Raw genomic sequence first — 26596 nt, 5'->3', positions numbered from 1 at the left:
TTACACCAGTTGTCCGCTGACAAGTGCAGCATATAGAGAAAATAAAACGGTCCAAAAAACACATGTTCCGAGTGTAATGATTAAGCAATACGATTTTGATTTAAAGGATAATTGCCTAAGTGCATAATAGGTCACAGCCGTACCCCATACGGTAAACACATTCACAAAGTTTAGAAATTCCTGCCAAAACCCATGCTTAAAGATCAGAACTCCTAAAAATCCTAACCCTAACGGCTGGACCACTTCTTCTCCACCAGATGTAAACTGAAATGGAAGTTCAAACGCCATTCCTGCTAAACACAATATATAAATAACACTCATTACATAAAAGAGTGTTTTATAGCCAACATCACGGAAAAAGAAATATAAAAATAGCGTGCCTGCTTGTATGACTAAAAAAGGAGCAAGGATTCCCCATACGAACCCAGCTAAGGCAAGTAAATATCTTAAAAGCTCTAATTCAGGTGCAGAAAGCTTTGCTGATACCACAAAATGAATCACTTTAAATGAAGGAAATGCAGCAAAAAAAGACAAAGCATGTAGTAATCCGCTAACTGCTAAAATAGCAGCAAATCGCAGCCAAAAACCTTCATTGTCCTTTGATTCTTTAAAAAATGAAAAATATGTATAAGGCTTAGTCAGTGCAGGAATAAACTGTGCGTTTCCTATCATACGGCCTCCCCCTTCTCTCTCTTTATCTCTACATCCTATCACAGATTCACTTCAGTGAATGACAATTTTTGACGTTTTCATCAAAAAATAGTCATATCTCCGCATAATTACATTTCTATAACAAAAACTAAGTCAAACTCTGCAGATCGGGATGAGGTTTATGACTTTCTTTAAGAAACCGAAAAAATTAACACAAGTCTTGCAAGAAAATCAAGAAATAAAAGAACAAAATGCTCAAAATAATACAAATCAAAGTAGCTCTCAAATTACTGCTCAAAACCATATTCAAAACGAAGAAGACGAGATTGTTGTTGAGGAGCAAATGACGATTGAAGAATTAATAGCAGAAGTTAAGAAACCTTTTTCGAATACGCAAGACATGGTGACACACTGGATTAACCTACCATCAGATGATTCCAAAATTGTGTTTCTATTTCTAGATTCAATTATTGATAAAAGTATATTGAAGCTTCACATCCTAAATCCTTTTTTTGAGTTAAAAAAAGACATTGACCTATTATCATTTGAACAAATCGCTGGTCTTGAATTAAAAAAACAAACAGATTTTACTCTAGTACCCCAACTGCTTCTTCAATCGAATGCGCTTGTTTTTACTCAAGATACTTCTTGCTATTATTCTATATTAGCTCCTTTAAATACACAAAGAGATATAAAGGAGCCAGATAACGAAGCGATCATCAGAGGTTCTCATGAAGGATTCATTGAAAGTATGACAATGAATCTTGCACTTATCCGAAAACAGCTAAAAACGCCAAAGCTGACGATCAAATATTTCAAACTTGGGAGCGAAACACATACAAATGTCGCATTAGTTTATGTAGAAAATATTGCAAATCCAGATCTTGTAAGAGAAGTGGAAAGAAGAATTACATCCATTGATGCTGAAGCAGTATACACACTTGGTAACGTTGAGGAAAGTATCGAGGACAAACCGTTTAGTTTTTTTCCGCAAATGTTAAGTACTGAACGGCCAGATCGTGTTGCAGCCAATATGATGGAAGGCAGAGTCGCACTCGTATACGATACTTCTCCTACTGCACATGTTTTACCGGTAAACTTTTTTACTTTTTATCAGTCTGTAGACGATTATAATAAACGCTGGCATATTGGATCATTCTTTCGTGCAATAAGACTTTTTAGTTTTTTTATTGCCATTGGACTTCCTGCAGTTTATATCGCAACCGTTTCTTTTCATTTTGAAATTATACCCTTTAACCTGATTTTGCTAGTTAAAGGGTCACTGGAAGATATCCCTTATCCACCTTTATTCGAGGCGATGCTAATGGAATTAACGATTGAATTAATTCGTGAAGCTTCCATAAGGCTTCCTACCCGAATAGGTACGACCATTGCCATCGTAGGTGGTTTGGTTATCGGTGATGCTGTCGTTAAAGCTGGACTCGTGTCTAACTTAATGATTATTGTTGTGGCGATTACCGCAATCGCGGCTTATATCGTTCCTTCAAACGAAATGAGTGCAGCAGTGAGAATTTTGCGTTTCCCTTTCATGCTGGCAGCCGCAACCTTAGGATTTCTTGGAATTGTATTTGGCTTTATCGTTTTACTATTTCATTTATGTAAACTGTATACATTTGGCTCCCCCTATTTTGCACCTTTAGCTCCATTTAAGATCGATGACATGAAAGATGCAATCATCAGACTTCCATTCTGGAAACAAAATAAACGGCCGAATGATGCAAGTCCTTTGAAAAGAGATCAAGCAAATCGAACAAGAAAGTGGGATAGGAATTGAATAAACATACAATCACACATAGACAGTTATTTTTCTTGATCTTACAAACGCAAATCGGAGTGGGTATTCTCTCTCTTCCTTATTCACTGTTTCAAAAAGCAAAAATTGATGGCTGGATTTCACTCTTTATTGCTGGGGTAATCATCCAATTTTCATTGCTTGCGATTTGGAAGCTTTGTGACCGTTTCCCACAAAAAACATTGTTTGATTTTCAGCCAAAAATATTAGGGAAAAATTTAGGTTTCATTTTCAATGTCATTTATACACTCCATTTTCTTTTCATTTCAGTCCTAATATTAATTTTGTACAACAGTATTGTGTCAAAATGGATATTATTTGAAACCCCAAGCTGGGTCATTATTTTGATTATGGCTTCTACCGGCGCTTATTTTATTACAAGTTCGCCTAGAGAAATGGCGAGGTTCTATACAATCGTGACACCCCTATTATTAATCCTGTTGGGTTTCATTTTGTACGCCTATACAGGGGTTCACCCACTCTATATCCTCCCTATAGGTGAAATGGGTATGAGGACCATCCTAAAAAGTTCTCAAGACGCTGTAGTCGCTTTATTAGGGTTCGATGTTGCACTTGTTTTTTTAGCGTATACAGAAGGGGAGAGATCTAAAAAAATCAAAGTAATATCATATGCATCACTATGTGTAACAATCCTTTATGGATTTGTGGTTTTGACAACCTTTATATATTTTAATCCTGAAGAGATTAAAATCGTGCCAGAGCCTGTACTCTATATGTTAAAAGCTTTTTCATTCAGTATCATTGAGCGGACGGATTTAATTTTCCTTTCCATATGGATGATATCTGTAGCTACTTCCTTTATTTGTTATTTTTTTCTAGCTGCCAAAGGTGTACAAAAACTTTTCGGATTGAAAAACAACAAAAAATCGGCTCCTTATTTAGCGATTATCTGTACGTTGATCGCAGTTATTCCAAACGATAAACTCGAAGTCGCAGCTTGGAATAAATATATTAGTTTTACTTCTTTACTATTTTCTGCTTTATTTCCAATTCTTCTATTGATCATTGCTGTATTAAGAAAAAAGGAAGATAAAGGAGCTGCTTCTTCATGAAAAAAAGATGGTGCTGCTTACCAGCACTTTTTCTCTTAACTGGCTGCTGGGATACACAAGCACTACATAAAACAAAACTAATTACTGCAGGTGGATTTGACTACACGAAAAATGGAAATGTAACCATCACAGCATCGATTCCGCAATCTATAGCTCCTGCAGCTGGAGGACAAACTCTCATAAATCAAGCTTATTCCGCAACTGGACATACAGCACGTCAAAGCCGTGTATTACTTGACAGAAAAGTTTCTGAACAGTTAGATGTGTCAAAGAATCAAATTATTATTTTTGGAGAAGATTCTGCCAAAAAAGACATCTATCAGCTGTTGGATGTTTTTTACCGTGATCCTAAATCTGCACTAAATGCTAAAATAGCCGTTACAAAAGGCAGTGCCAAAGATGTAATTAGCAACAAGTACATGGAAACAGAAAGTGGGTCAACAGGAATAGGAGAATATTTAAGGGATGTCATTAAAAGTTCTGAAGAATCAGCTACTGTTACGAAAGAAACGATTCAATCCGTCTGCCCCATCATGTTTGATCCAGGGCAAGATTTCACCTTGCCCTATATCATCCCTCTAAAACATACCGCAAAAGTGGATGGTGTTGCCGTTTTTCATGGTGAAAAAATGGTAGGAACGATTACAGGACCAACCTCAGTATTGTACGTTATGCTTACAGGGCAGCATTACACGAAAGCAATGTCAACTACTAGAAAAATTTCAAGTGACAAAAAAGTAAAACTCAATAATTTTACTTCATTTAAAGTAAAAAAGAACAAACGGATATTAGATGTAACTGTTTCTGCAACTGGGCAGATATCAGTCGATCTACAATTAAAAACAAGAGTCATTATCATTGAATATCCACACAATAACTTGAATACATCTGGGGAAGTTGAAAAAGTTGAAAAAGAATTGTCAGCCACGTTAACGAAAGAGTCTCAAAAAATTGTAGCGAAACTTCAAAAAATGAATGCAGATACGTTTGGAATTGGAAGAGAATTGATGGCCTTTCATTATCCTTTTTGGAAAAAGTTAGATTGGGAAAAAGAATATCCGAAAATCCCTATTCATACTAAAGTTGATATTACCGTAATCGGGCATGGAATCATTGAATAAAAAAGGCTGTTTTAATAAACTCACGGTTTTTAGTCATAATCTAACGAATTTTTCAATAAATTCACAGATTTCGGCTATAATCTCGCGGATTTTTCAATAAACTCACGAACCGAAATGACATAATTGAAAACTCTCCTAACCAGATTAATTAGAAAAAAGAGGCATGAACTCAAAAGTTTAACACTTTTGAGTCAGCCTCTTTTCCTGCTTATAACTGATCGAGCCTCACTCTCGTTCCTTTTCCTGAATGTTCAGCTGGCTCTACAATTAATCTTTTTGTTAATCTTGCTTTTAGTTCTGGCACATGCGATATAACTCCAATCGCAAAGTTCTCCATTTGTACTTTTTCCAGTGCTGTTACTACCGTATCAAGCAACCCTTGATCTAGTGTTCCGAATCCTTCATCAAGGAAGAAAAATTGCAGCGGATACTTTCCTCGCAACTGAATTTGTGCGGATAATGAAAGTGCTAATGCTAGAGAAGTTAAAAACGTCTCCCCGCCGGATAATGAGCTTACTGGGCGTTTAATACCACCGTTTGCATCATCGCGAATGACAAATCCACTGTTGGAATCTACTTCTATCGCGTACCGGCCTCGTGTAAGTTTAGACAAACGGCTGGAAGCATCACGTGTAACGTGAATCAGCTGTTCTTCTGCCATAAATTCCACGAATGTATTTCCCCTGAAAACCGTTTGAAGTTTGCCGATCTGTTCAAGTAATGTCGATACCTTTGTCTTCTCACTGCTGAGCTCATTATACCGAATATGATTCCTTTCAATCGTTAACCAATTCTGTCTGGATTGTCCAACGGCTTCCCGCGCTTCATTAGTTTCCGACTTTATCGCCTTTAACTGTGCCTCTGCATCTGTTAATTGTTCTTCTGTCAAACGTTCAGAAGAAAGCTTGTTTTTCAAAGAATCGATAGATGTTTGAACAGCTTTACATTGGTCATCATAGTGAGTTAATTCGTTCTCCCATTTCTTCTGCTCCTCTTCTTCAGTTAAGCAGCTTTCGTATTCCTCAAAAGAAGAAAACATCGATTTCCCTAGCTGAACCTGCCATTCTTTCTCAGATTTTATTTTTCTCTTTTGAACATCTTCAAAACGCTGCAAAATGGAATGGTATGCTTTGTCACGATCTAAAAATTTCACCCGAGCTGCTTCGAAGTTTTCTTCTGCTATTTTAAAGTGCTTCAGAAGATCTTCCAGCTGTTCTTCAACGATTAATAATAGGTCTTGTGCACTGTTATCGCCAACCCGTTTTTGAAGTTTTTCTTGAAGAATTTCAATATCTTTTTGCAAGAGTTTTTGCTTATTGGATGATGTATTCAGTTCTAGTTCAAGCTTACCTTTCTCATCTTTTGCTTTTTCAATTTTAGCTGTTTGTTCTTCTAAAAACCTGACAGCTACTTCAAGGCTTTTTTGAATCTCAGCTTGGCGTTCTTCCCTTTTTTCGAAATCCTGTTTCTTTTCCTTGAGCTGTTTTCGATCGAATGGAATATTTGTCTCATCCCATTCAATTTGAAATTGTTCGATTTTAGTCTGAATGCCGGAAAGGTTTTCTTTCAGTTTTTGCAGCTGTTTTTCTGAATTCTCGTTTTCAAACGAAATACGCTCCAGCTTTTTTTGAAGATCATCCATTTGATGCAGTGCTGATTCAAATCTATCTTCAATTGAAAGCCGGTCTTGCATAATTCCTTTAACCCGCACAGAAAGTGAACCTATTTTCTCGTGATCGATGTTTGAAGTTACTTCAGCCGTCCCGGCAGTTAAGAATTCTCTGGCTGCCGCAATTTCCTTGTTTGCTGATCCTAATTTGTTCCAGATCTTTTCTGAAACTTTTTCTAGTGATTCACGAACATGGCTGAGATTATGATTCATTTGTTTTAGTGATTCATTTGCAGATTCTAATTCGTCTGTTTTCTCCTGAAGATCATCTATTGGTTCCATATCATTAATAGGAGATGGATGCACAGTTGATCCACACACGGCACATGGTTCATTATCCTTTAATTGGGAAGAAAGCTGGGCAGCCAGATACTTGATTCTGTTTTGTTCTTGAGCAGTTTTGACAGCTTTAAGCTCTTGCTGCAGCAAACTGATGAGCTGCTCATTTTCTCTTTCTGCTTCGCATGCTTCTCCGTACAACTGCTCCACATCATTGGACAAACTCTTCCATTTCTCCATACCATTTGTTAAAAGGATTTGAGCATCTTTTTTATTTTGAAGGATGACACTGGCACTTTTTTCAGTTTGAGCCAGCTCATTTTGAATTTTAGCTTCTTCAGTTTCAGCATTTTGAAATTGCTGAAATAACAATAAAGCTTGCTGAAACATGGTTCTCTCTTTTTGAGAAATTTCTATGGACGACAATTCTGTTTTTAACTTCGTTTGTTTGTCCTTGCCTCTTTCAAGCATTTGTGCTGCATTTTCTTCTGTTTTTTTACTCTGATTAAACGCATTTAACAATTGATTTTGTATTTCTTCTTCTTGCTTTAAGTAATTACGTTTTTCTTTCAGCTCTTTTTCCCATTCAAACGCATCTTTTAACCCGCTTCGTTTATCGATAAGTACAGGTTCTTGTTTATTTTTTTTTGTTTTAACAGCATCAAACTCTTTTTGAAATTCTTCAAACGCCGTTTTTAATTCTTGTGTAAGCTGTTGAAGTTCATCCTTTTCCTTACTAAGTTTACGTTCAGTTAGAATAGAATCCTGCCATTCTTTTGCATATGGAGACACTCTATCAGCAGAGATTGCCTGTTTTAGTCTCTTTTTAAGCTGCTCCATAACCGGTTTTTGGAGATTTAGTTCTTTCAGTGTTTTTAGCAGTGTTTCGTTTTCAGTCTGAACTTCCCAATAGGATTTTAAAGTTGTGAACTTTTCTTCGTCATGCTTTAACCGCTCAGAAACGGATTTAAGTTTTTGTTCGTTTTCTTTTAAAATCTTAGCTGCTTCATTTAAAGCTTCACTTGTAGCATCGCCTAAACCTGCTTGCTCGGCATTGATTTCGTTCAGTCTGTTCCTTTGCTCATCAGATTTTCTTTTTAGCTTTTGGTTGAGTACATCACCATACTTTTCAAGCTGAAAAAGACGCTGCAGCATCTGCCTTCTGTCAGCACCCTTCAAGGAAAGAAATTCAGCAAATTTTCCTTGGGGAAGCACAACAGCACGAGTGAAATCTTCAATCGTAAGCCCGAGCAGCTCCTGAACGAGACGGGTTACATCTCTTTCCTTATCTGCATGAACGACAGTATCCTCACCAATTGCTTCAATTAGTCTGGAAGTACTTGTCCGAATCGTATGCTCTCCAGATCTTTTGTAAGACCGCTCGACTGTATAAAGCTTTTCGGCAGCTCCTTGACCAATTTGAAACGTGAAAGAAACAGATAGCTTCTCTTCCGCTTGATTCAAAATTCCGTGTGTTCCGCTTGCTGCGCGTTCTACTTTGCCATATAAAGCAAGTGTGACTGCATCTAGAATGGTTGATTTACCGCTTCCGGTTGGTCCAAAAATACCAAAAACGCCACCTGAGCAAAGTTCACTGAAGGGGATCGTTTGAGCTTCACGAAAGCTTTGCAATCCGGATACGGTTAAGGATACGGGTCTCATATAACAGCCTCTCCTTCGGTATCTTCTTCACCGACAAGTTCTAAGAAAAGGGATATCAATGCTTCATCAGGCTGTGCTCCGCCTGTCTGCCGTTTATAAAAAGAGGTAAAAAGTTCGTCTATCGGCATTTTTTGAGCAGAAACAGAAGCTTTCTCTAAGCTATTTTCAGTGAATACTGGTTTGATGTGTATAATTCCTTCATGTGCCTTTCTAAGCCTTTGGATTTCTTCCATCGACAAAGCGTCTTTTACATGGATGGAAAGATCGATCCAGCAGTTGCGGTGTATCCCGTCTTCGATGCCTTGCAGAACTTCTTGTATCCCATTTTTCGCTTCCCAGGCCACGAGAGGTTTGCCGCTCTTAAGATAAATTTCTTTCACTTGAGCATGCTGATTCGGTTCCACATCTATTATGAAAACAGATTTCGCTTGCCCGCTCTCTGAAAAACTATACGATAAGGGTGATCCGGAATATCTTGCATCTGTTTTCGCTCGCTTAACTGCTTGCGGTCTATGAAGATGACCTAGTGCCACGTATTGTGCAGCCGCTGGCAGACTTTCAGCTGCCACCGTATAGGCCCCGCCAATGTGAACCGGTCGCTCGGAGTCAGATTCTTTGCTTCCCGCCACATATAAATGACTCATCGCAATGTGTACATTTCCTGGCTGAAACAGCTTGGATACTTCTTGAAAATATGAATCTACCCATAGATCATACTTATTACGAACATCAAGCTCTTCGGCTGATTCACTTAAAAGCATCTTTAATCTTGATTCAGACGGATACGGCAAAGCAGCAATCTCCAGTATCTCTCCAGTGCGCTCTATCGGCACCCTGCATAATTCTAACGAAGGAAGTCCGACTAACGTGATACCGAGCTCTTTTGAAAGAGGAAATGATGCTGCAAGCCTGTCTGGCTGATCATGATTTCCGGCTATTGCAATAAAAGGGCACATTCCTTTTCGGCTAATTTTCGCAAGCGTTTCGTAAAACATCTGCTCGGCTGCTGCAGGCGGGTTTACCGTATCGAACACATCTCCTGCCATTAAGACGGCGTCTACTTTTTCTCGTATGACGATATCTACTAATTCATCTAGAAATGCTTGCTGTTCTTCCAAGCGGCTGCGCCCCTCTAATGCTCGGCCTAAATGCCAATCTGCTGTATGAAGCAATCGCATCAAAAAACCTCCTATTTCACTTGTAAAATATGTCCGCCGTCAAAAAAGTACAGATAGCTTTCTTTTACAGGCTTCTTTAAAATCCGTTCAATCGCTTTCGCATATAGTGTTAGCTGAACTTCATAACGATCAAGTAATACTTGTTTTGCTCCTTCAAAACCGTTAGTGAAACGGTTTGATATTTTGTCTGTTTTATAATCGACCAAGATGAAACCATCGTCTTCCTCTACTAAACAATCAATAACACCTTGAACAAGTACGTGCTCATCTTCTTTACTTCTCCAGCTTGCCTGTACTTCTGACAAAGGAAGAGCCATACTAAACGGCAGCTCCCGCTGAATATTCCCAATCTCTATGATTCTTCTTCCAAGTGGCCCTTCTAAAAAGGCTTTAATTTGCGGAAGCTGGATATAACGTGCTTGTTCTTCTGTAATTAGTTCTTTTGCAATCATCGCTGCCAGCTGCTTCTGCAGATCCTCTAATGTAATAGATTGTTTGAAGTGAATATGCTGCATCACCATATGCATAGCTGTCCCTGCTTCTGCTGCATTCAGCTGCGATTCCTGCATAAACCGAGGACGTTCGTGAATGACCGGCTGTGCCACTTTTACGAGGTCCGTACTGCTATATTCATCATTGCTTTGAAACTGCTTTTTTATTTCAGTAACAGATTGCTTTGATCGGGTAACAGACAACTGTGAATGTTCATATTTCCACTCAAGCCGCCGCTTGATTTCTTCTTTTAAATCACTCGTAAGTTCGACAGTTTCACCTTTTTGCAGGGACATTATCAATTCTTGATGATCTTGTTTTTGTTCGATATTTTGCTCTTCATATTCACTCGCTGGCAGAATCGTAATTTTCCAGTCTGTCTGATCGATGAACACTTCTCCCCTGCCCTGCTCACTTGTTTTCAAGTGCTCTAAAATAGGACCCGCATTTTTATGGCGGATAACGGCAGGACCAACCCAATCCAGATAACTCTTTACTTGGGCTCGATCAAAATCAGGCAGAAGCCAGTTATCCTCATAAAGTGAATCGCTCCATTTATCTGCAGCTTTCTCGATATCATTTACGGTTCCAACCAGATACAATTTTTCTTTAGCACGCGTTAATGCCACATAAAGAACACGCATCTCCTCTGCGATAAGCTCCAGCTTTTTCCGCCCAGTTATCGCAAGCTTAGGAAGGGTCGGATACATCACGCGATACTGTGGATTAATATATTGCGTTCCAAGGCCAAGCTCTTTATGAAGAAGCACCTTTTCTTTTAAATCCCGAGTATTGAACTGTTTGTTCAAGCCTCCGACAAATACAATCGGAAACTCCAGACCTTTACTTTTATGAATCGTCATGATGCGAACCACATCTTCCTGTTCACCTAATGCTCTGGCTGCTCCAAGATCTTTTCCTCGCTCCTGCATTCTTTCGATAAAGCGAAGAAAGCGGAAAAGTCCTCGGAATGATGTGCTTTCATACATTTTTGCCCGGTCATATAACGCTTTTAGATTAGCTTGCCTTTGTTTCCCTCCAGGAAGGCCTCCAACATAATCAAAATAGCCAGTTTCTCTATAAATATCCCAGATCAAATCTGCAAGTGATCCTTGCCTTGCCTGGTCTCTCCATGAATTCAGCTTTCCTAAAAAGAACGATGCTTTTTCACGGATTTCAGATTTTTCACCTTCTGCTGCGTACTGTTCAACAGCTCCGAGATAGTTTTCCTTTTTTTGAATCAGCCTGACGATCGCAAGCTCTTCGCCAGACATACCGACAATCGGCGAACGCAGCACCGCTGCAAGCGGAATATCCTGAAGCGGATTATCGATCACTTTTAAAAGAGACATCATGACATGAATTTCGGTAGCATTAAAATATCCTGTAGATAATTCAGCGTACGCAGGAATTCCCTGCTGCTTGAACTCCTCTAAAATGACAGGAGCCCATACTGAAGTTGCGCGGAAAAGCATAACGATATCCTTATACTTTGCGGGACGCATCGTCTTCGTATATTTATCAAAAACAAGGTGAGGAGATCCGCCGTTCGTCCCGATCAATTCTTTTATTTTTTCAGCAATTACTCTTGCCTCAAGCTGAACTGTTTCCAGCTCAGACTTTTCCATCTCACCTGTATCTATTCCTTCTTCATCAACAACTGGTTCACTTTTGTTGATCAAAATCAATTCCGGTTCATTGTTTTCAGATTCAGGATAATAAGCTGCCCCATGCTTAAGTTCAGCATCTTCACTATACTCGATCTCACCAACGGTCTCATTCATAATTTGTCGAAATAGATAGTTAGTGGCATGCAGCACACCATCACGGCTTCTGAAGTTTTTTGCTAGATCAATTCTGAGACCCGCTCCGCCTTCTTTTGTGAACTGTTTATATTTGGATAAAAAGAGCAGTGGTTCTGCTAATCGGAAGCGATAGATCGACTGCTTCACATCACCAACCATGAACATATTGCCTTGATCTCCGTCTTTAGCAACAAGCCTTACGATTGATTCTTGTACAAAGTTTGTGTCTTGATATTCATCTACTAAAACTTCTACAAAACGTTCACGGTATTCCTTTGCTGCATCTGAAGGTACAGGCTGATCCATTGTTGACCCTTCACCTTTTAATATGTGAAGACAATAATGTTCCAGATCTCCGAAATCAACGAGTGACTTTTCGCGTTTTGCCTGCGAATACCTGCGTCCGAATTCTTTAACCAATGAAGTCAGCTCCATGACGATCGGAGCCATTTCCTCGATATGTGTCACATATGACTCGGGGTGACGCTCAAAGAACTCTTCTTTCATCATTCCTAGCCGCTTTTTAACGGTATCCCTCATACCTTTTACTTTCTCTTTTAACATTTCATCGACATCTTGTCCGCGAACGGCTTTCAACTTCGCAGGCTCGTAGTTTTGAAAGATTTCGTATAATGAGCTCCAGCTGTTCTTTGCCTGATTCAGTTCGTTCAAAAATTGCAAGTCCTCTTGTAAGGCTGATGTATATGCCGCAGGTCCACCAGGAGATTCTGCCAGTTCGTTTGCGCGTATTGTAAAATGCTGGAGACCTTCTATTTGCAAACCAATGTCAAAGAGCAGCTCTTTTGTCCAAGATAATTCGTCGATAGACATATGGCTTACTTGATAGTTTTGAGCCATTTGATCAAGCCAGCTTTCAGGGGCGGGGTGACTCCTCGCAAAATCATAAAGTGAAAGTACAAGGGTTTGCAAATCAATGTCGTTCCGGTCTGAACTATAGGCATCCACTACTTGATAAAAAGTGTTGTCTTCGCCTTTGCTGTATTCTTCTTCAAACAGATCCTCGATTACTTCCTGGCGGATTAATTCTGCTTCAGTTTCTTCTGCCACACGGAAGCCTGGGTCTAAATCTGTTTCGTAATAATATTTTCTTAGCACCTCGATACAGAACGAATGAAGGGTTGAGATTGAAGCTTTATTCAGTAAGTTCAGCTGTCTTCTTAAATGAAGCGAAGAAGGATGCTGTGACAGTTCTTTATCGATCGCTTCTCCAATTCGCTTTCTCATTTCGGCAGCTGCAGCATTCGTAAACGTTACGATAAGCAGTCTGTCGACATCTGCAGACTGTTCCCGGATCATCGTAATAATTCGTTCAACAAGAACAGCAGTCTTTCCAGATCCTGCGGCGGCAGCTACGAGAATATTCTCTCCTCTAGCTTGTATCGCCTGCCACTGTTCATCTGTCCATGTTGAACCTTCAGGTTTAGGAATTAACGTTTTCAAAGCAAGTCCCCTCCTTCCTGCATCATTTTTTCTAAAATAATTTCGTCTTTTTCAGATCTCAGCTGACGGTACTGATTTTCCTCTAGTGTCTGGTCAAATTGACAGACAGGTTTATACGAACAATACGTACATGGGGTCTTCTTACTCATCTCATATGGGGAGATATCAATGACTCCATTCGTTATTCCTGCGCCACTGTCTAACGCCTTCTTGCGCACATGGCTTCTCATCGTCTGAAAATGAGGGCTCGTCGCGACAGAAGACTGTGTTTTATGAAATCCTTTTGCCGTCAGGGCAACTGGAATAATGTTTGAACGTTTCTCCATCGTGCTATCCATTAGGTTTACCGCTTCTTCCTCTGCTAGAACAAGACCCTTCATTTTGAACTTTTTCAAAATTTCCTGCTCAATCTCTTCAACAGATAAAAGCTTCTTCTTATTCAGCAGCGGGTTATGAACATGAAAATATAAAACACCTGCCGGAATCGATTCTTTTCCCAGCCATTTTTGTGAATGGGTAACTGCTACGTCAAGATAAGTTAACATCTGAAGCGCAATTCCATGATAGAGCTCTGACAAGCTTAATCCTGTAGAGCTGGATTTATAATCGATAATACGCATTAAAAGACCATTTGAACTTTCAGCAGTATCCACCCTGTCAATACGTCCAACCACTTCCATCGATGTCCCGTTCGGAAGTTTGTACATGAGCGGAGGAAGCGTTCCGCCAGTCCCAAATGCCAGTTCAAGTCCAGCAGGAGTAAATCCGCTTGCTTTTGCATGTTCACTTAGTACATGGGACGCTTTCCCGACCACTTCTTTCAGTTTCTTTTTGATATAAAGGTGCCGATTTGAGCTCAGTAAGATCTCATGCTGAAGCTGTGGTGCAAGTAATTCTACGATATCCCCTGCCATACGGTAACAATCCCCTTTGGAGAGATCACTCCAAGACACTCTTCGCTGCAGCAGTGCATCGTTCATCTGTTTTAAGGCAGCATGGAAAAGCTGTCCAATATCAGGGGCTTCAAGCTTGTACATCTGCCGTTCTTTCAGCTTCAATCCATATGATGCAAATTGAGAAAATGGGCAAGACTGGAAAAGTTCCATGCGTGAAATACTCGTTAAGATTGTTTCGCCGTACAATTCTCTCGAAACTTCTTCGCTTAAATTCGCTTCTCGATTTAAATAAAACAAACTGGATATCGATTTGGCTGCATATGGTCTATATTTGTGATTTGTGATGGACCAGTTGTACACATCCCACCAAACAGGTGAAACCGGATAACCTTTTTTCCATTCACGAAGCTGAGCGCTTAAATAGGAGACACTTTTTAAAGGATGCTGAATAAAGTCCATACTTCCTTCTAAAGAAGGCTCATTTTGGTATAATTCTTCTTTTAAATTCGAAAAAAGATCATGCAGCCGGCCAATAACCATTGAAGGCTGCAGCGTTTTGCCTTCTTCATCGGCAAGAGCATACGACACATATAGCCGGTCACTTGCATTTGTTAAAGCCAAATAAATCATAAACTGTTCATCAAGCAGTTTACGTCGTGATGAAGGCGCAAGCTCAACACCATTTTTGGACAGCGCATCTCTTTCATCTTCAGATAATAAGCCATCATCTTTTGGTTTCGCGGGAATAATTCCATCATTAACGCCTAAGATAAAATTGACTTTTACATCCGTAAATCTGGATCGTTCAAGGGTTCCTGCTAGAACTTGATCCAATGACGGGGGAACCAATGCAAATTTCATGCTTTCCAAACCTGTATCCAACATCTGCAGCCATGTATCTTTTGAAAGCTCTTCTCCACCAGTCAATTCAACCATCTCATCCAACAAGTTCAGAACAGCATTCCATACTTGACCGTGCTCTCGTGCTGCCCGGAGCTTCCCGGCCGATTCTGCTTTGAATCTCATTTTTTCCAGTTTTAATGGGATGCTGAGCTCCTCTAAAAATGTATAGAGTGCACTGCAATAATCTGTAACTGTCTTGCTGGAATTCAGCCTTCTTGACAGGCGTTTTAATGGTGAAACAATCATTTCACGAAGATCATTGAATAGTTGTTCTTTTTCATCATCACGGGTTGTTTTTCCAAAATCCTCGGCTTCGAATCCTCGGAATCTTTTATACTTCCACGGCTTAGAGTCGATCCACCTATTTCCTTGTATACCGAGTGCAAGTACGTAATTTTCAAGCTCGTCCATTCCCCGTCTTATCTCAGATGTCGTTTTACTGATCTCATCTGCTGGGTAGAGCAATTCTGTTTTTACCGCACGGAAAACAGCTTCGTATCTCCAATTTTTCAAAACAATATCTAAAGAAGAACGAATTAGTTCAATGAGAGGGTGATGAAGCATCGATTTTTTTTGATCTAAAAACACAGGAATATCATAATCAGCAAAAACCGTTTCGATCAATGGCTGATAACTGCCCGAGTGACGGACAGTTACAGCGATATCCCTATATCTGTAACCTTGATCACGCACGAGTTCAATAATTTTTCGTGCAGCTCCTTCTACTTCAGATCTTAAATTAACCCCAGCTCCAACGTGTATTCCATCTGTTTCTTCAATGGAAATGGCTGGTCTTGTATCATAATGTTTTTCAATATGTGAAATTGACTGCGAACGGAATTTAGGAGTTTCATAGCGTAAAATGGGCTCCAACAGTTCCACACCAAGCTCTTGTGCTTTTTGTGTTAATAGTTGTGCCGTTCTTTTCGTCATATAAAACAGATCTAACTCATGGGGATCAGAACCATTTTCTTGGGACGGATCTGTCGTAAGTGCGATCGTTACTTTTTTCGCATGCTTCATCAATGCTGCTGTTACTTCTAGCTCCTGAGGAGTAAACGAATGAAAACCGTCTATGTAAATTTCACAGTTCTTGACCATATCAGAAAAAGCTGTTTTTTCCTGCAGCAGTCTCAAGTAATCTTCTGAATCTAGATATTTTCCAGCTAACGCTTTCTCTAATGCACCTGATATCACACTTAAATCAGATAGTTTATCCATCAGTACTTTTTTGTTATTTGCTTTTTGCCCGAGGCTCAAGAGCGTTTCCGCATTATATGATAAATGTTCTGAAGATACACAATATCGCTTCAGTTCTGTCATCATCACTTCAAGTAATTCATAAAAGCCGTTCTGCTCTGATGCTTTTTTGAAAATCTTAAGTTCTTCTTTTTTGTTCTCGATAATCTTTCTGAGCATCATACGTACCCCAGAACTTGTAATGTGGAGCCGCGTCATGCCTCCCGTTTCACCGAGAACGCGCCATGCAAGCCTTGAGAAACTGTAGACTTGCGCTCTCATCATCCCGTTCAAACCAGGTGTACTTGCAAGTTTGTATTCTGACTGAAATGTCATTTGATCTGGTACTAGATAGATAATGGGACTTCCAGTTGGATCCTCTGCTAGTTTTTGTTGAATGTCCTGAAAGACAGAGTGGGACTTTCCGCTGCCGGATCGTCCCAAAATAAATTGCAAATTCATATTTTCATCCCCTGTTCCGTACACAATTTCTATTCTTATTATCTCATAATCTCCTATGAGAACAAAGGTTAGCATTCTCAAAAACAAGTGAATCAAGCTGGTATTTACAGGATATCTCTTAATAAAATGCTCGATTTAATATTGTTTCGTCTCTTTTCTTTAGGGTTTATGGTATTCAGTGTTGTTTTGGAGGTAGTCGATTTCCGTTACAGGCTGTTCGATTTCCACAGGGCAGGAGTCTCGCCCTTTCGGCTCCAATTAACTTTTCCATGAAGAATTTCTTAAAACCCACTTAATTGCAACAATCTTTCAGAAATAGAGACTAATAAAAAAAGAAAACCAGCCTCTATTTCAGCTGATTTCCTTATTATGATCTGCCCTGTATGTATTTCTTCCGGCTGTTTTCGCCTCGTAAAGAAGTGCATCCGCTCTTTTTATAAGACTTGCTGGCTTTTCACCAGGATGATAGACCGCAATTCCATAGCTTAATGTTACAGGCAGAACGCCATGATGTAATCGGTAAGGGTATTTTTTTAAATGGTCATTCACTTGGTCAATAATTCTTTTAACGGTGGTTTCTTTATCTGTATGTATGATCCAAGCGAACTCTTCTCCCCCATAGCGGTATGCAGTCCCGTCTTTCATCGGTAAATACCGTGTAAAAACCGAGGAAACTAGCTTTAGCACTTCATCACCAACAACATGTCCATGAGCATCGTTCACTTTTTTAAAATGATCAATGTCACAAAACACCAGTACAAAGGGGGATTCTTCTTTTGTCTTCTCTAATACATCCTCTTGAAATTTACGATGATTGAAAAGACCCGTTAAATAATCCTGAACAGATTGCAGCTGGTACATGTTTTTCTCAAAATAGTTCTGCCTTTCCTTTGAGGCAAGTACTCCGCCATATAAAGCAATCAGCCACAAAAATGTACTGTTTACAAAGAAGTTAAATAATGTCGTCGTCTCTTCATATCCCGCATCATATAAAAATAACGCAACAAATTCTGTAAATATTGCAGCAGCTAAAACGATAGAACCTTTTAGCCTCCAGTAAATCGCTGCATGGATGACAATCAAATATCCTACAGGAATGAACGGACTTTCTGAGTTGCCTGTAAGCAGCAGAAGCCACGTGTAAACAATAAAATCAAAAACAATGCCTCCACGCGTAAATATTCGATAATAATAGGATTTCTCATGAAAACGCCAAAGAACAACTTGTGTTGCTGTCATATAAGCAATTCCGATCGTTAAAAGCAAAGGAAATGACTCTTTATTAAAGTTCAATATGTTTGCAACTGGATTGTAATAGAATAAAGGTACACAAACGATTACAAAAAACCATCTTAATAGTGACGAAATGGTCTCTGAACGATGATCCGTTATTACAAATAAGTCTTTCATTGCTGCCATCTTCTTTCATATTTATGTTCCTAATTCTAGAAATTATAGCATATGGGCATACTTCCCTGATAAGACTTTTCCTTACATATCAGTAAAATGGTTCAATCGGCACAGGAATTATGTCTTAATTTCTCGTTTATTGCTATACATTCGTTCATCAGCTAATTGAAGGTAATAATCGATATTCTCATAAGCATCACTTAAAAGCTCGATTGCACCATATGCGAGCGATATCGCCTTATTCCAATTCATGAGCTGGCTCTCCATTTTTTCAACGAGGTGATACGCTTCTTCTTCGTTTAAACCAGGCAATAAGAATACAAACTCATCGCCTCCAAATCTAAACCCGGATGAGAGTTTTAATCGTTTAGCCAATTCGGCAATTTGCTGCAAAAGTTCATCACCTGCATGATGACCGTATTCATCGTTTATTTGTTTAAAGTGATTAATATCAAACATAACAAGCGTGATCGGAACATTCATTTTTTGGGCATTTTTTATTTCACTTTCCAGGCAATCATAAAAATAACGGCGATTGTATAGATTCGTTAAAGGATCTCTAATACTTATCTCTTTTAAATCTTTAAATTGCTGTGAAGAAAATCCGCTTAAAAACCCTGTAATTGAACGATGCGCTGCATGGTTCCAGCGATCGAGCATTACCAGCTGAATAATGACCTCTTCATCTCTTGTGACTATTTTCATCTCTTGAAGTACTGCGTCTCTTATACTTGTTGAAAAACAAGCGAGAGCACGATGTGGAATACGCTGATGTTTTAAAAAGTGTATGCCAGATCGAAAAGCCTTTTCCTCGGCGTGTTTTAAGAAGTCTTGAAAACGATCTTCATTTAAAAACACAGCATGTACGATTCCACGAAGAAATTTTTCCAGCACTTTTTCATATTGTTCAACAAAACCACTTAGAAAAATACTAAAGTCCTCATATAAACGCAGTTCTTTTTTATGCGTGTCTATCATGGACGGGATGGATCTAATGAATCTTTTATACAAATCTTTTTTGAGTGTGCGCAGGTCTAGTTGGGTTTCTTCCATATTAGCAACCCTCAAATCTCCAAAAATTTACATACTAAAAGCCATTTCCCCAAAAATTGAAAGGGAAATGGCTTATCCGTTCCCCTTTGGCAACCGGCTGCCATTGTATGCACACACACACTTTAGGCCCATAGCTTTGCGTCCCAGCCTTTCAACTGGTTTGCCCTTATAACAAAGGTTTTTAAATTTATAGTTATTATATCCTATAAAGGAAAATTACGCCAATATTATTTATAGGTAATATTAACTATTCCTCATTCGTTTTTAAAATTATATTTAAGCTTACGATAATACCTATACCCTATTCGAACTAGATTTAAAACAAAATATGGAATACGTAAAGGAAAACGGTATAGTGTTTTTTTGTAAAATTTGAAATAAGCTTTCCTTAGATCCGTCCATTTTCTGCACTCTACCTGTTTATAAAAGTCAGATACATCCACAATGACTCCTCTGCCCTTACTGATCATGACATTCTTCCCATGAACATCGACGGGATATAGCCCCTTTTTCTTAGCGTAATCCAGAGCTTCATCAATGTCATAAATAACTTTTTCCGGAATTTTAACTCCTTTATGAACACAATCATAAAGAGTGATCCCTTCAATTCTTTTTAATATGAGGAATCTGTCCTCTGTATAGTAGCAAACGGAATAGCCGGGATGTTCCCCCAGTCTTTCATATACCTTTTTTTCTTGAATAAGGCCATCGGCTTCTCTTCCGTAAACTTTAACGACATGACCTGGAAAGTCTGGGTGAAGGAATACAGCAGCATAATTTCCGCAGCCGATTAATTTCCAAGGATGAGGAGTGTTTATCGGACATACCGGATCAAACGGACTGGGGGTTTCGATTATTATTTCTCTATTTAACTGTCTTGTAAGCTGGATAAAGTGTTCCATACATTTCCTCTTTTTCGGTGATATACCTTGAGATATAGCATCTAGCAATACGTTCATTGTATACACAACCAGATAAAAAGGAAACCGATTTGCAGGAAAGAAATTTTTACTGTGAAGCCCCGCGAAGATAAGACATCATGAGGGTTTCAGCTTTATTTTTTAAATGGACATTCGGAAATCTCATAATTTCACGATAGCCTCTGATGAATATCTCATATTCGGTAACATCGTTGTCTTTTTGGCCATCCATCACCTTGATTTTTCTTTTTCTTAGTTCGACGCGAACATCGTACAAGTCTTTGCTGATCTGGTTCATAATTTGCTCCAGCAAAGCAATGTAAGGCTGCTTTAACTTAAAAGGAGAACGATTCACAACTTGCAGATCACGGTGGAAAACCGTTAATAAAATCGGATACATAACAAATTTATCAATGAGCGAACGTTCCTCTTCATTACCATACTGCATGATGAATCCCCCTCTTAAGAAGGCAAAAATTTAAATTCAAAAGATAAAATATTGCTGATTTCAAATGTTCTTATTTGTTTCCGCTCAGAGCAGAAAGCCGTAACAAGCTTACCGTCACAAGCATAAGGCGTGATAAGCCGCTGTGTGATTGCACCGCTTTTAGAAAGGTAGATTACCTCGATTGGCGCCCTTTCTTGGATGCATCTCATAAACATACTTGTCATGTTAGAGACCTCCTTTTTTTTAGTATATACGAACAGGTGTTCTTTTAACACTAGAAAAAAATACCTGCCCTTTATTTGGACAGGTACCTTTAAGTTATTTGGATGTTGATTCAAAGCCCATCGCTTCAAGCTGCTGATACAAATTTCCCGCAATAGAGATGCCCTCAAAGCTGATTCCCAACGAAACTACTGTTTGAGCAAGTTCAGGACGCATACCGCTTAATGTCACTTCAACACCTAATAATTTTAAGGAGTTGATTACTTTAAATAAATTGTGTGCAACCATCGTATCAATAACCGGAACCCCTGATAAGTCGATAAAAAGATGTTCTACCTGCAACTCGGTGCATCTTTCCAACGCGGTTTCCATAATTAGCTTTGAACGATGAGTATCAATTGTACCAACAAGCGGAAGTACTGCGATAGATCGTGTAAGCCGGACAACAGGTACCGATAATTCTTCGATTGCCTCACGAGCAAGGCCCAATACTTTATTGTTGTTTTCAACATAGGCAACACTAAATGCATGAACGGCTTCATCCAGAAGCGGATCTATAATGGAGGCAGCTTTTAACACCGTTTCTGCAGAAGACGTCTGTTTTTTTATTTCGTCTCGAATAAAATCCCATAATACAATTCTGTAAAAGCGAGTACTGTACAATGCCAGATCAAGAGGAACTTCATACTGCACAGCAAGTTCTCCATTCCTTTTTCCCCATTCGATGAATCCTTTTTCGACTTCTTTTAAATTTTCATATAATGCTTCTCCAAAATAAGAAAAAAGTTCTCCACGTAATTGAAGCACTTGTTCTGTAAGCTCCGGTGGATTTTGACCATGCTGGATTCTTACTTCATCAATTTTTCTTGCCAAATCGTATTTATGTTCTACGATTTTTTTCCCTAACAGCTGCAAATGACCTTCCATCTCTATATGATCCCCCTAAAAATATATAAAAGTATTGCATAGCTCCTATCTATATACCATTATTATACATGAGATAAACATTTTAATGAGATAAACAAGAAATTTGTCGAAAATCTGAACACAGGGGAATACATATGAAAATTTGGCTAGGCTTTATTTTTGGACTTTTCGCAATGTCTCATTGGTCGACTTATGCTTTTGCATTTGAATTAAAAGCTGAAACCGCTGCAGAAAGAATTGGCGCAGTTTCTATTGGCGTTGCTATATTAATCATTTTATTAATGTTAATCTACAAACGGTATGACGCCTCGTTTTTTCACGGGTTCTTGGCTGCTATCGGATTATTTTTAACAGTAGACAATATTTTATTTCATTGGGTATTTAAGCTGCATCGGATTACTAGTGGTCCGGAAGCAAATATCCTTGAGCCATTATTTGTAGTTGCAGGAATCGGCCTTGTTTATTATGCGTGGAAAAAAGAGCAGCCACAAACTTATGAATGATCAATAAGGACTGCAAACCCTGCCGCTTTTGCTTTAGATGCCAGTTTTTGAGCGTTCTCTCTCGACGAAAAAGCACCGATTTGAACTTTATAAAGAGTATTGGATGCCACAACAGTATCTTTAAACGCTTCATCTTGAACAACCATTTTTTTCAATTCATATTTTACATCCTCGAGAAAAAAGGGAAATGATTTATCATATTGATGCATGCTATTGAGCGGATCCGTTCTGCGTTTTGGATCCAGCTGAAAGTGTCCTTTTATATGAGTTTCAGGATCCCAGCCATACTTTTCACACAAAAAAGCAAAGAACCAGACATAACGATTGTATGCCTCCGTAAAGTGAATCGACGGACCGTAACATAACTCAACTCCCACTGCCCACTCATTTGCATCCGATACGTTTGACCTCACATGCCATGCTTTTTCTTCCAGGGGAATGATGACTAGTATCTGTTTATCATCAATAAAAACATGTGCGGATGCTTCAAGTTGTCTACTGTTGAAATAATGGTAATTTTGTTGTGCTGTAGAATCCGGGTTACCTGTATCATGTGCAACAGCATAGCGTGGAACTCTATTACCCCCTGGCCGCTGCTGCAGCTCCTTTTTTATGTATTGATAGGTGATCGGATATTTTCCTTCCATTTCATCAGCTCCTAATATTTTTTTGCTTTCATCTATAAGTAGCTGAAGAAATGAAAAAAGAGCCATCGAAAAGGCTCTTTTTTTATGAAATAAATGATGTAATTATACCGCCTATAACTGCTGCAGCTACAATCATCCAAGGCGGCAGTTTCCAGATTACGAGTGCTGTAAACGCAATAGCAGATAAAACAAAATCTAAAGGTGCTTTTATCGTGCTCGTCCATAGAGGATCGTAAAATGCCGCAAGAAGCAATCCTACTACGGCAGCGTTCACGCCTGTTAAAGCTGCGGAGAATTTTACATTGTTTCGAAACGAATTCCAATATGGAAGTGCTCCATACACTAGTAAAAAGGAGGGCAGGAAAATTGCAATTACTGCTATTATTCCGCCGCTAATTCCAGCTGTCATCGTCCCCAGGTATGCAGCAAACGTAAAAAGAGGACCCGGAACTGCTTGTGCTGCTCCGTATCCGGCAAAAAATTCCGAACTGCTCACCCAGTGTGAAGGCACGACTTCTCTTTCTAACATTGGAAGCACAACATGACCTCCGCCAAACACCAATGACCCTACTCTGTAAAACGTATCCATCATCGCGATTTCAATTCCGAAAAACTGTGACCGAAGAAAAGGCAAAATGGCGAGTACCCCTGAAAACAGCACTAACCAAACCCAGCCTCTTCCTCTTTTAACATTTGGTTCAGAGTGTTCATGATTATAATCATTACTACTTTCACGATATAAAAAATAACCAATCATTGCAGCTATTAGAATAACTCCAAGCTGGGCGATTGCCGATGGCATTAAAAGAACGGCTGCCGCTGCAAGTACAGCAAGTCCGGCTTTGCTGTTCGTGTTCGCCAGATTTTTTCCCATTCCAACCAGCGCTTGAGCAACTACTGCTACCGCAACGATTTTTAGCGCATGAATCAAACCATCCAAATCATACGAGGTTCCCTTTAAAAAATAAGCAAATAATATAAGTGCAATAACAGATGGCATCGTGAAGCCGAGCCATGCAAAAAAGCCGCCTAGAAGACCGCCTCGCATCGCTCCGATACCAATACCGACCTGACTGCTCGCCGGTCCTGGCAGGAACTGACACAGAGCTACTAAGTCTGCATATGTACGATCATCCAGCCATTTTCTTTTTTGGACATACTCATCCCTAAAATAACCTAAATGTGCGATCGGACCTCCAAATGATGTCAGACCCAATCGTAAAGCTGTAAAAAATATTTCTAGTAATGTGTGCCTATTTCTTTTCGCTTGCTTCAAGGAAAACATCTTCCTTTCTACATCCCGCCTCCAGGTGGTGATTGTGTAACGATTGCCCACACCCAGTAAGCAATTCCGACTAAAAAACCAAAACCTAAAAGCAACAAAAACAAAGTTGAATTTTTCATCATTTTTTCCCCTTAAACTATTTACTTTCTTTTTATCTATAAACTATCATATACTATTAGAAGAAACAAAAAACAAGGGTGTTTATATGAAAAATGTTGAACAGGGACGCAAAGAGATTGAACATGAGCTTGAGATGAGCATACGCAGGCTTTTTAGAACGCTGCGAAAAGGACTTAACGAACTCTACACGGATTATATTCCAAGTAATGAATTTGCTGTTTTGCAAACACTGAGTAATCACAGTCCACTAATGGCTTCCGAAATAGCTAATGAACTTAAAGTTTCTTCCAGCCACATTACAGCCGTGACTGACCGGCTTGTAAAAAAAGGATACATTCGACGTGTACGATCTGATTCAGACCGTAGAATCGTCTACTTGGAAATTACAGATGAAGGAAGAAAAATTGCTGGTGAGATGGACGAAATCAAAAACGAATATTTTGGAAACAAATTCAATCACCTATCAGATGAAGAAATGAAGACTATGATAAGATTTTTCACAAAACTGCTGGATTAATTGCGGCAGTTTTATTTTTGGAAGGTACTTCACTTTGTGAATTATTTACTATATGAATAGGGGGGCAACAAAAATATGGAACATCTCGAAATGAGACGTAAAGTTATTATTATGATTTCCATTATGGCAGCAATGCTGTTTGCAGCATTAAACCAGACGATTGTAGGGACGTCGCTGCCGAGGATTATTGCAGATATTGGTGGTATCGAGTACTACAGCTGGATCTTCACGATTTTTATGCTAGCATCCAGTGTTACCGCCATTTTAGTAGGTAAGCTTTCCGATATTTACGGGCGCAAGCCTTTTATTCTTCTAGGGATTGCCGTTTTTTCTGTAGGATCACTACTTTGCGGTGTATCTCATAGTATTATTCAACTCATTTTATGCCGTGGTATACAAGGATTTGGCGGCGGTATGATCATGTCGACAGCATTTACAGCGGTGGGGGATTTATTTCCTCCCCGTGAACGTGGTAAATGGCAAGGAATCATGAGCAGTGTGTTCGGATTAGCGAGTGTATTCGGTCCCACACTTGGCGGATATATCGTCGATCACTTCCATTGGCACTGGGTCTTCTGGATTTTCCTGCCGTTTGGTTTAGTTGCATTTGCAGCCATCTATTTCTTATTCCCATCGGTAGACCGCAAGAAAAAAGAATCAATCGATTATGCTGGTTCTATATTCCTTACAATAACAATGGTACCTCTTCTGCTTTCCTTTACTTGGGCAGGAAACCAATATGACTGGGTATCACCACAAATCATCGGTCTATTCGCAGTAGCGATTGTAGCATTCTTTCTATTTATTTTTACCGAAAAGCGCGTATCAAGTCCTGTACTTCCATTAGAAATGTTTAACAATAGGGTGTTTACGGTCTCTAATATCATTGGATTCTTTTTAGGAGCAGGTATGTTCGGCTCCATCATGTATATGCCGTTTTTTATCCAGGGAGTTATGGGTACATCAGCAACGAAATCAGGCTTTGTTATGATGCCTCTGACGTTATCCATGGTTGCCGGAAGTACCATTTCCGGCCAGATTGTAACGAAGACAGGCAAGTATAAAAAGTTAGCAATGCTCGGACTCTTTATTATGGTATGCGGTATGTCAAGCATGCACTTTATGGACACTGAAACAACAAACATGACAGCGATCTTGAATATGATTTTAGTTGGTGCTGGTCTAGGTATTGCGTTCCCGATTTTTACACTTACCGTTCAAAATGCTACGGAACATAAATATTTAGGTGTTGCTACTTCTTCTGTTCAGTTGTTCAGACAGCTTGGCGGGACGATTGGCGTATCCATTATGGGTAGCGTAATGAATAACCAGCTTGCTGATCGTTTTAATGAAAAATTACAAAAATTGATTGCGGCTACTCCTAACTTTCCAAAAAGCATGACGGGAAAAATTCACGAACTTGCTAACCCGCAAGTATTGTTAAATCAAGGAGCAGTCATGAAGAAATTCAGCAGCTTACCGCCTGAGTCCGTCATGTTCCTTAAAAAAGTGCTAGGGATATTACGGGAATCTTTAAGTCATGCACTAAACGGGGTATTCCTGACTGGAGCCGTTGTTATTGGATTAGGTTTAGTTATTACTTTCTTCTTCCTGCAAGAAATACCGCTAAGAACGTCTAATCATGAAAAAACAGAAGCAGCATCGAAATCAGAAACTGCATAAGAAAAACAAAGAAGAGGCTGACTCAAACGTGTAAAACGTTTGAGTTCATGCCTCTTTTTCCTAGACTGTTTTCGCATACTTTGTTGTTCTAATAAGTAGTTGATCTCCGTTGCAGGATGCTCGCTTTCCGCAGGGCAGGCGGTGAGCCACATTCGTA

At 39.3% G+C, this 26596-nt stretch carries 19 protein-coding genes and 1 riboswitch; of the genes, 6 read left to right on the top strand and 13 right to left on the bottom strand.

All coding sequences use genetic code 11. From position 1 onward, the window contains the following. Positions 1 to 672: a hypothetical protein gene (locus J2X07_RS04500; RefSeq protein ID WP_310256950.1), complete on the bottom strand. Its 672-nt coding sequence runs from the start codon at positions 670 to 672 to the stop codon at positions 1 to 3. A gap of 322 nt (positions 673 to 994) precedes the next feature. Here J2X07_RS04500 and J2X07_RS04495 point away from each other — a divergent pair, with 322 nt between their 5' ends. From J2X07_RS04495 to J2X07_RS04485, 3 genes are read left to right on the top strand one after another with little or no spacing between them, the layout of a single operon-like run. Then, a complete protein-coding gene (locus tag J2X07_RS04495; RefSeq protein WP_396193589.1) occupies positions 995 to 2446 on the top strand; it encodes a spore germination protein in 1452 nt (483 codons plus the stop codon). After that, positions 2443 to 3537, top strand: a complete 1095-nt coding sequence (locus J2X07_RS04490) for a GerAB/ArcD/ProY family transporter (RefSeq protein ID WP_310256945.1) — start codon at positions 2443 to 2445, stop codon at positions 3535 to 3537. Before J2X07_RS04495 ends, J2X07_RS04490 begins: the two co-directional genes overlap by 4 nt. After that, on the top strand, positions 3534 to 4658 hold the full coding sequence (locus J2X07_RS04485) for a Ger(x)C family spore germination protein (protein WP_310256943.1): 1125 nt from the start codon (positions 3534 to 3536) through the stop codon (positions 4656 to 4658). Before J2X07_RS04490 ends, J2X07_RS04485 begins: the two co-directional genes overlap by 4 nt. 208 nt (positions 4659 to 4866) lie before the next feature. Here J2X07_RS04485 and J2X07_RS04480 read toward each other — a convergent pair whose 3' ends face one another. The 10 genes from J2X07_RS04480 to J2X07_RS04435 all read right to left on the bottom strand — a co-directional run bounded on the left by J2X07_RS04480 (position 4867) and on the right by J2X07_RS04435 (position 21684). Then, positions 4867 to 8268 (bottom strand): AAA family ATPase, encoded by a 3402-nt coding sequence (locus tag J2X07_RS04480; protein WP_310256941.1) that lies wholly within the window; start codon positions 8266 to 8268, stop codon positions 4867 to 4869. Further along, complete coding sequence (locus J2X07_RS04475) at positions 8265 to 9446, bottom strand: exonuclease SbcCD subunit D (protein ID WP_310256938.1); 1182 nt, start codon at positions 9444 to 9446, stop codon at positions 8265 to 8267. The genes J2X07_RS04480 and J2X07_RS04475 overlap by 4 nt, the downstream gene beginning before the upstream one ends. Positions 9447 to 9457: 11 nt before the next feature. After that, positions 9458 to 13204 (bottom strand): helicase-exonuclease AddAB subunit AddA, encoded by a 3747-nt coding sequence (gene addA, locus J2X07_RS04470; RefSeq protein WP_310256934.1) that lies wholly within the window; start codon positions 13202 to 13204, stop codon positions 9458 to 9460. Next, positions 13201 to 16704: a helicase-exonuclease AddAB subunit AddB gene (gene addB / locus J2X07_RS04465; protein ID WP_310256931.1), complete on the bottom strand. Its 3504-nt coding sequence runs from the start codon at positions 16702 to 16704 to the stop codon at positions 13201 to 13203. The genes addA and addB overlap by 4 nt, the downstream gene beginning before the upstream one ends. A gap of 351 nt (positions 16705 to 17055) precedes the next feature. Beyond that, positions 17056 to 18114 carry a GGDEF domain-containing protein gene (locus J2X07_RS04460; protein ID WP_310256928.1) on the bottom strand — a complete coding sequence of 353 codons (1059 nt, stop codon included), beginning with the start codon at positions 18112 to 18114 and terminating at the stop codon, positions 17056 to 17058. Positions 18115 to 18231: 117 nt separating this feature from the next. Beyond that, complete coding sequence (locus J2X07_RS04455) at positions 18232 to 19167, bottom strand: GGDEF domain-containing protein (RefSeq protein WP_310256925.1); 936 nt, start codon at positions 19165 to 19167, stop codon at positions 18232 to 18234. Positions 19168 to 19252: 85 nt separating this feature from the next. Beyond that, positions 19253 to 19342, bottom strand: a riboswitch (cyclic di-GMP riboswitch). Between the two features lie 79 nt (positions 19343 to 19421). Continuing rightward, a complete protein-coding gene (locus J2X07_RS04450; RefSeq protein ID WP_310256923.1) occupies positions 19422 to 20069 on the bottom strand; it encodes a serine/threonine protein kinase in 648 nt (215 codons plus the stop codon). Between the two features lie 106 nt (positions 20070 to 20175). Beyond that, a complete protein-coding gene (locus J2X07_RS04445; RefSeq protein ID WP_310256920.1) occupies positions 20176 to 20535 on the bottom strand; it encodes a hypothetical protein in 360 nt (119 codons plus the stop codon). Between the two features lie 14 nt (positions 20536 to 20549). Next, on the bottom strand, positions 20550 to 20759 hold the full coding sequence (locus J2X07_RS04440; RefSeq protein ID WP_310256917.1) for a hypothetical protein: 210 nt from the start codon (positions 20757 to 20759) through the stop codon (positions 20550 to 20552). 94 nt (positions 20760 to 20853) lie between these two features. Then, a complete protein-coding gene (locus J2X07_RS04435; protein WP_310256914.1) occupies positions 20854 to 21684 on the bottom strand; it encodes an STAS domain-containing protein in 831 nt (276 codons plus the stop codon). A 134-nt stretch (positions 21685 to 21818) separates the two neighbouring features. Here J2X07_RS04435 and J2X07_RS04430 point away from each other — a divergent pair, with 134 nt between their 5' ends. Continuing rightward, entirely contained in the window at positions 21819 to 22187 is a 369-nt protein-coding gene (locus J2X07_RS04430; RefSeq protein WP_310256912.1) for a DUF2243 domain-containing protein, read from the top strand. On the opposite strand, the gene J2X07_RS04425 is transcribed toward J2X07_RS04430, so the two are convergent. Both J2X07_RS04425 and chrA read right to left on the bottom strand, forming a co-directional pair. Then, the gene (locus J2X07_RS04425; RefSeq protein ID WP_310256910.1) at positions 22178 to 22834 is read right to left on the bottom strand and encodes an N-acetylmuramoyl-L-alanine amidase; all 657 of its coding nucleotides are present in this window, start codon (positions 22832 to 22834) and stop codon (positions 22178 to 22180) included. The genes J2X07_RS04430 and J2X07_RS04425 overlap by 10 nt on opposite strands. A gap of 82 nt (positions 22835 to 22916) precedes the next feature. Beyond that, on the bottom strand, positions 22917 to 24119 hold the full coding sequence (chrA, locus tag J2X07_RS04420; protein WP_310256909.1) for a chromate efflux transporter: 1203 nt from the start codon (positions 24117 to 24119) through the stop codon (positions 22917 to 22919). A 205-nt stretch (positions 24120 to 24324) separates the two neighbouring features. Here chrA and J2X07_RS04415 point away from each other — a divergent pair, with 205 nt between their 5' ends. Both J2X07_RS04415 and J2X07_RS04410 read left to right on the top strand, forming a co-directional pair. Next, a complete protein-coding gene (locus J2X07_RS04415) occupies positions 24325 to 24756 on the top strand; it encodes a MarR family winged helix-turn-helix transcriptional regulator (protein ID WP_310256906.1) in 432 nt (143 codons plus the stop codon). Positions 24757 to 24831: 75 nt separating this feature from the next. After that, positions 24832 to 26439, top strand: a complete 1608-nt coding sequence (locus J2X07_RS04410) for an MDR family MFS transporter (RefSeq protein ID WP_310256904.1) — start codon at positions 24832 to 24834, stop codon at positions 26437 to 26439. Positions 26440 to 26596: the final 157 nt, after the last annotated feature.

This window comes from Fictibacillus barbaricus, assembly GCF_031457135.1.
Taxonomy (GTDB): Bacteria; Bacillota; Bacilli; order Bacillales; family Fictibacillaceae; genus Fictibacillus; species Fictibacillus barbaricus_A.
The sequence above is the reverse complement of the archived record's forward strand: the minus strand, read 5'-3'. Positions and strand labels throughout refer to the sequence as shown.

Excerpts from the sequence above, each read along its gene's own strand:
- J2X07_RS04480 (WP_310256941.1), bottom strand. The coding sequence starts at position 8,268 with ATGAGACCCGTATCCTTAACCGTATCCGGATTGCAAAGCTTTCGTGAA.
- J2X07_RS04415 (WP_310256906.1), top strand. The coding sequence starts at position 24,325 with ATGAAAAATGTTGAACAGGGACGCAAAGAGATTGAACATGAGCTTGAG.
- J2X07_RS04410 (WP_310256904.1), top strand. The coding sequence starts at position 24,832 with ATGGAACATCTCGAAATGAGACGTAAAGTTATTATTATGATTTCCATT.
- J2X07_RS04500 (WP_310256950.1), bottom strand. The coding sequence starts at position 672 with ATGATAGGAAACGCACAGTTTATTCCTGCACTGACTAAGCCTTATACA.
- J2X07_RS04445 (WP_310256920.1), bottom strand. The coding sequence starts at position 20,535 with ATGCAGTATGGTAATGAAGAGGAACGTTCGCTCATTGATAAATTTGTT.
- chrA (WP_310256909.1), bottom strand. The coding sequence starts at position 24,119 with ATGTTTTCCTTGAAGCAAGCGAAAAGAAATAGGCACACATTACTAGAA.
- J2X07_RS04430 (WP_310256912.1), top strand. The coding sequence starts at position 21,819 with ATGAAAATTTGGCTAGGCTTTATTTTTGGACTTTTCGCAATGTCTCAT.
- J2X07_RS04475 (WP_310256938.1), bottom strand. The coding sequence starts at position 9,446 with ATGCGATTGCTTCATACAGCAGATTGGCATTTAGGCCGAGCATTAGAG.
- J2X07_RS04425 (WP_310256910.1), bottom strand. The coding sequence starts at position 22,834 with ATGGAAGGAAAATATCCGATCACCTATCAATACATAAAAAAGGAGCTG.
- J2X07_RS04460 (WP_310256928.1), bottom strand. The coding sequence starts at position 18,114 with ATGAAAGACTTATTTGTAATAACGGATCATCGTTCAGAGACCATTTCG.
- J2X07_RS04485 (WP_310256943.1), top strand. The coding sequence starts at position 3,534 with ATGAAAAAAAGATGGTGCTGCTTACCAGCACTTTTTCTCTTAACTGGC.
- J2X07_RS04455 (WP_310256925.1), bottom strand. The coding sequence starts at position 19,167 with ATGGAAGAAACCCAACTAGACCTGCGCACACTCAAAAAAGATTTGTAT.
- addB (WP_310256931.1), bottom strand. The coding sequence starts at position 16,704 with ATGAATTTGCAATTTATTTTGGGACGATCCGGCAGCGGAAAGTCCCAC.
- J2X07_RS04495 (WP_396193589.1), top strand. The coding sequence starts at position 995 with ATGACGATTGAAGAATTAATAGCAGAAGTTAAGAAACCTTTTTCGAAT.
- J2X07_RS04435 (WP_310256914.1), bottom strand. The coding sequence starts at position 21,684 with ATGGAAGGTCATTTGCAGCTGTTAGGGAAAAAAATCGTAGAACATAAA.
- J2X07_RS04440 (WP_310256917.1), bottom strand. The coding sequence starts at position 20,759 with ATGACAAGTATGTTTATGAGATGCATCCAAGAAAGGGCGCCAATCGAG.
- J2X07_RS04450 (WP_310256923.1), bottom strand. The coding sequence starts at position 20,069 with ATGGAACACTTTATCCAGCTTACAAGACAGTTAAATAGAGAAATAATA.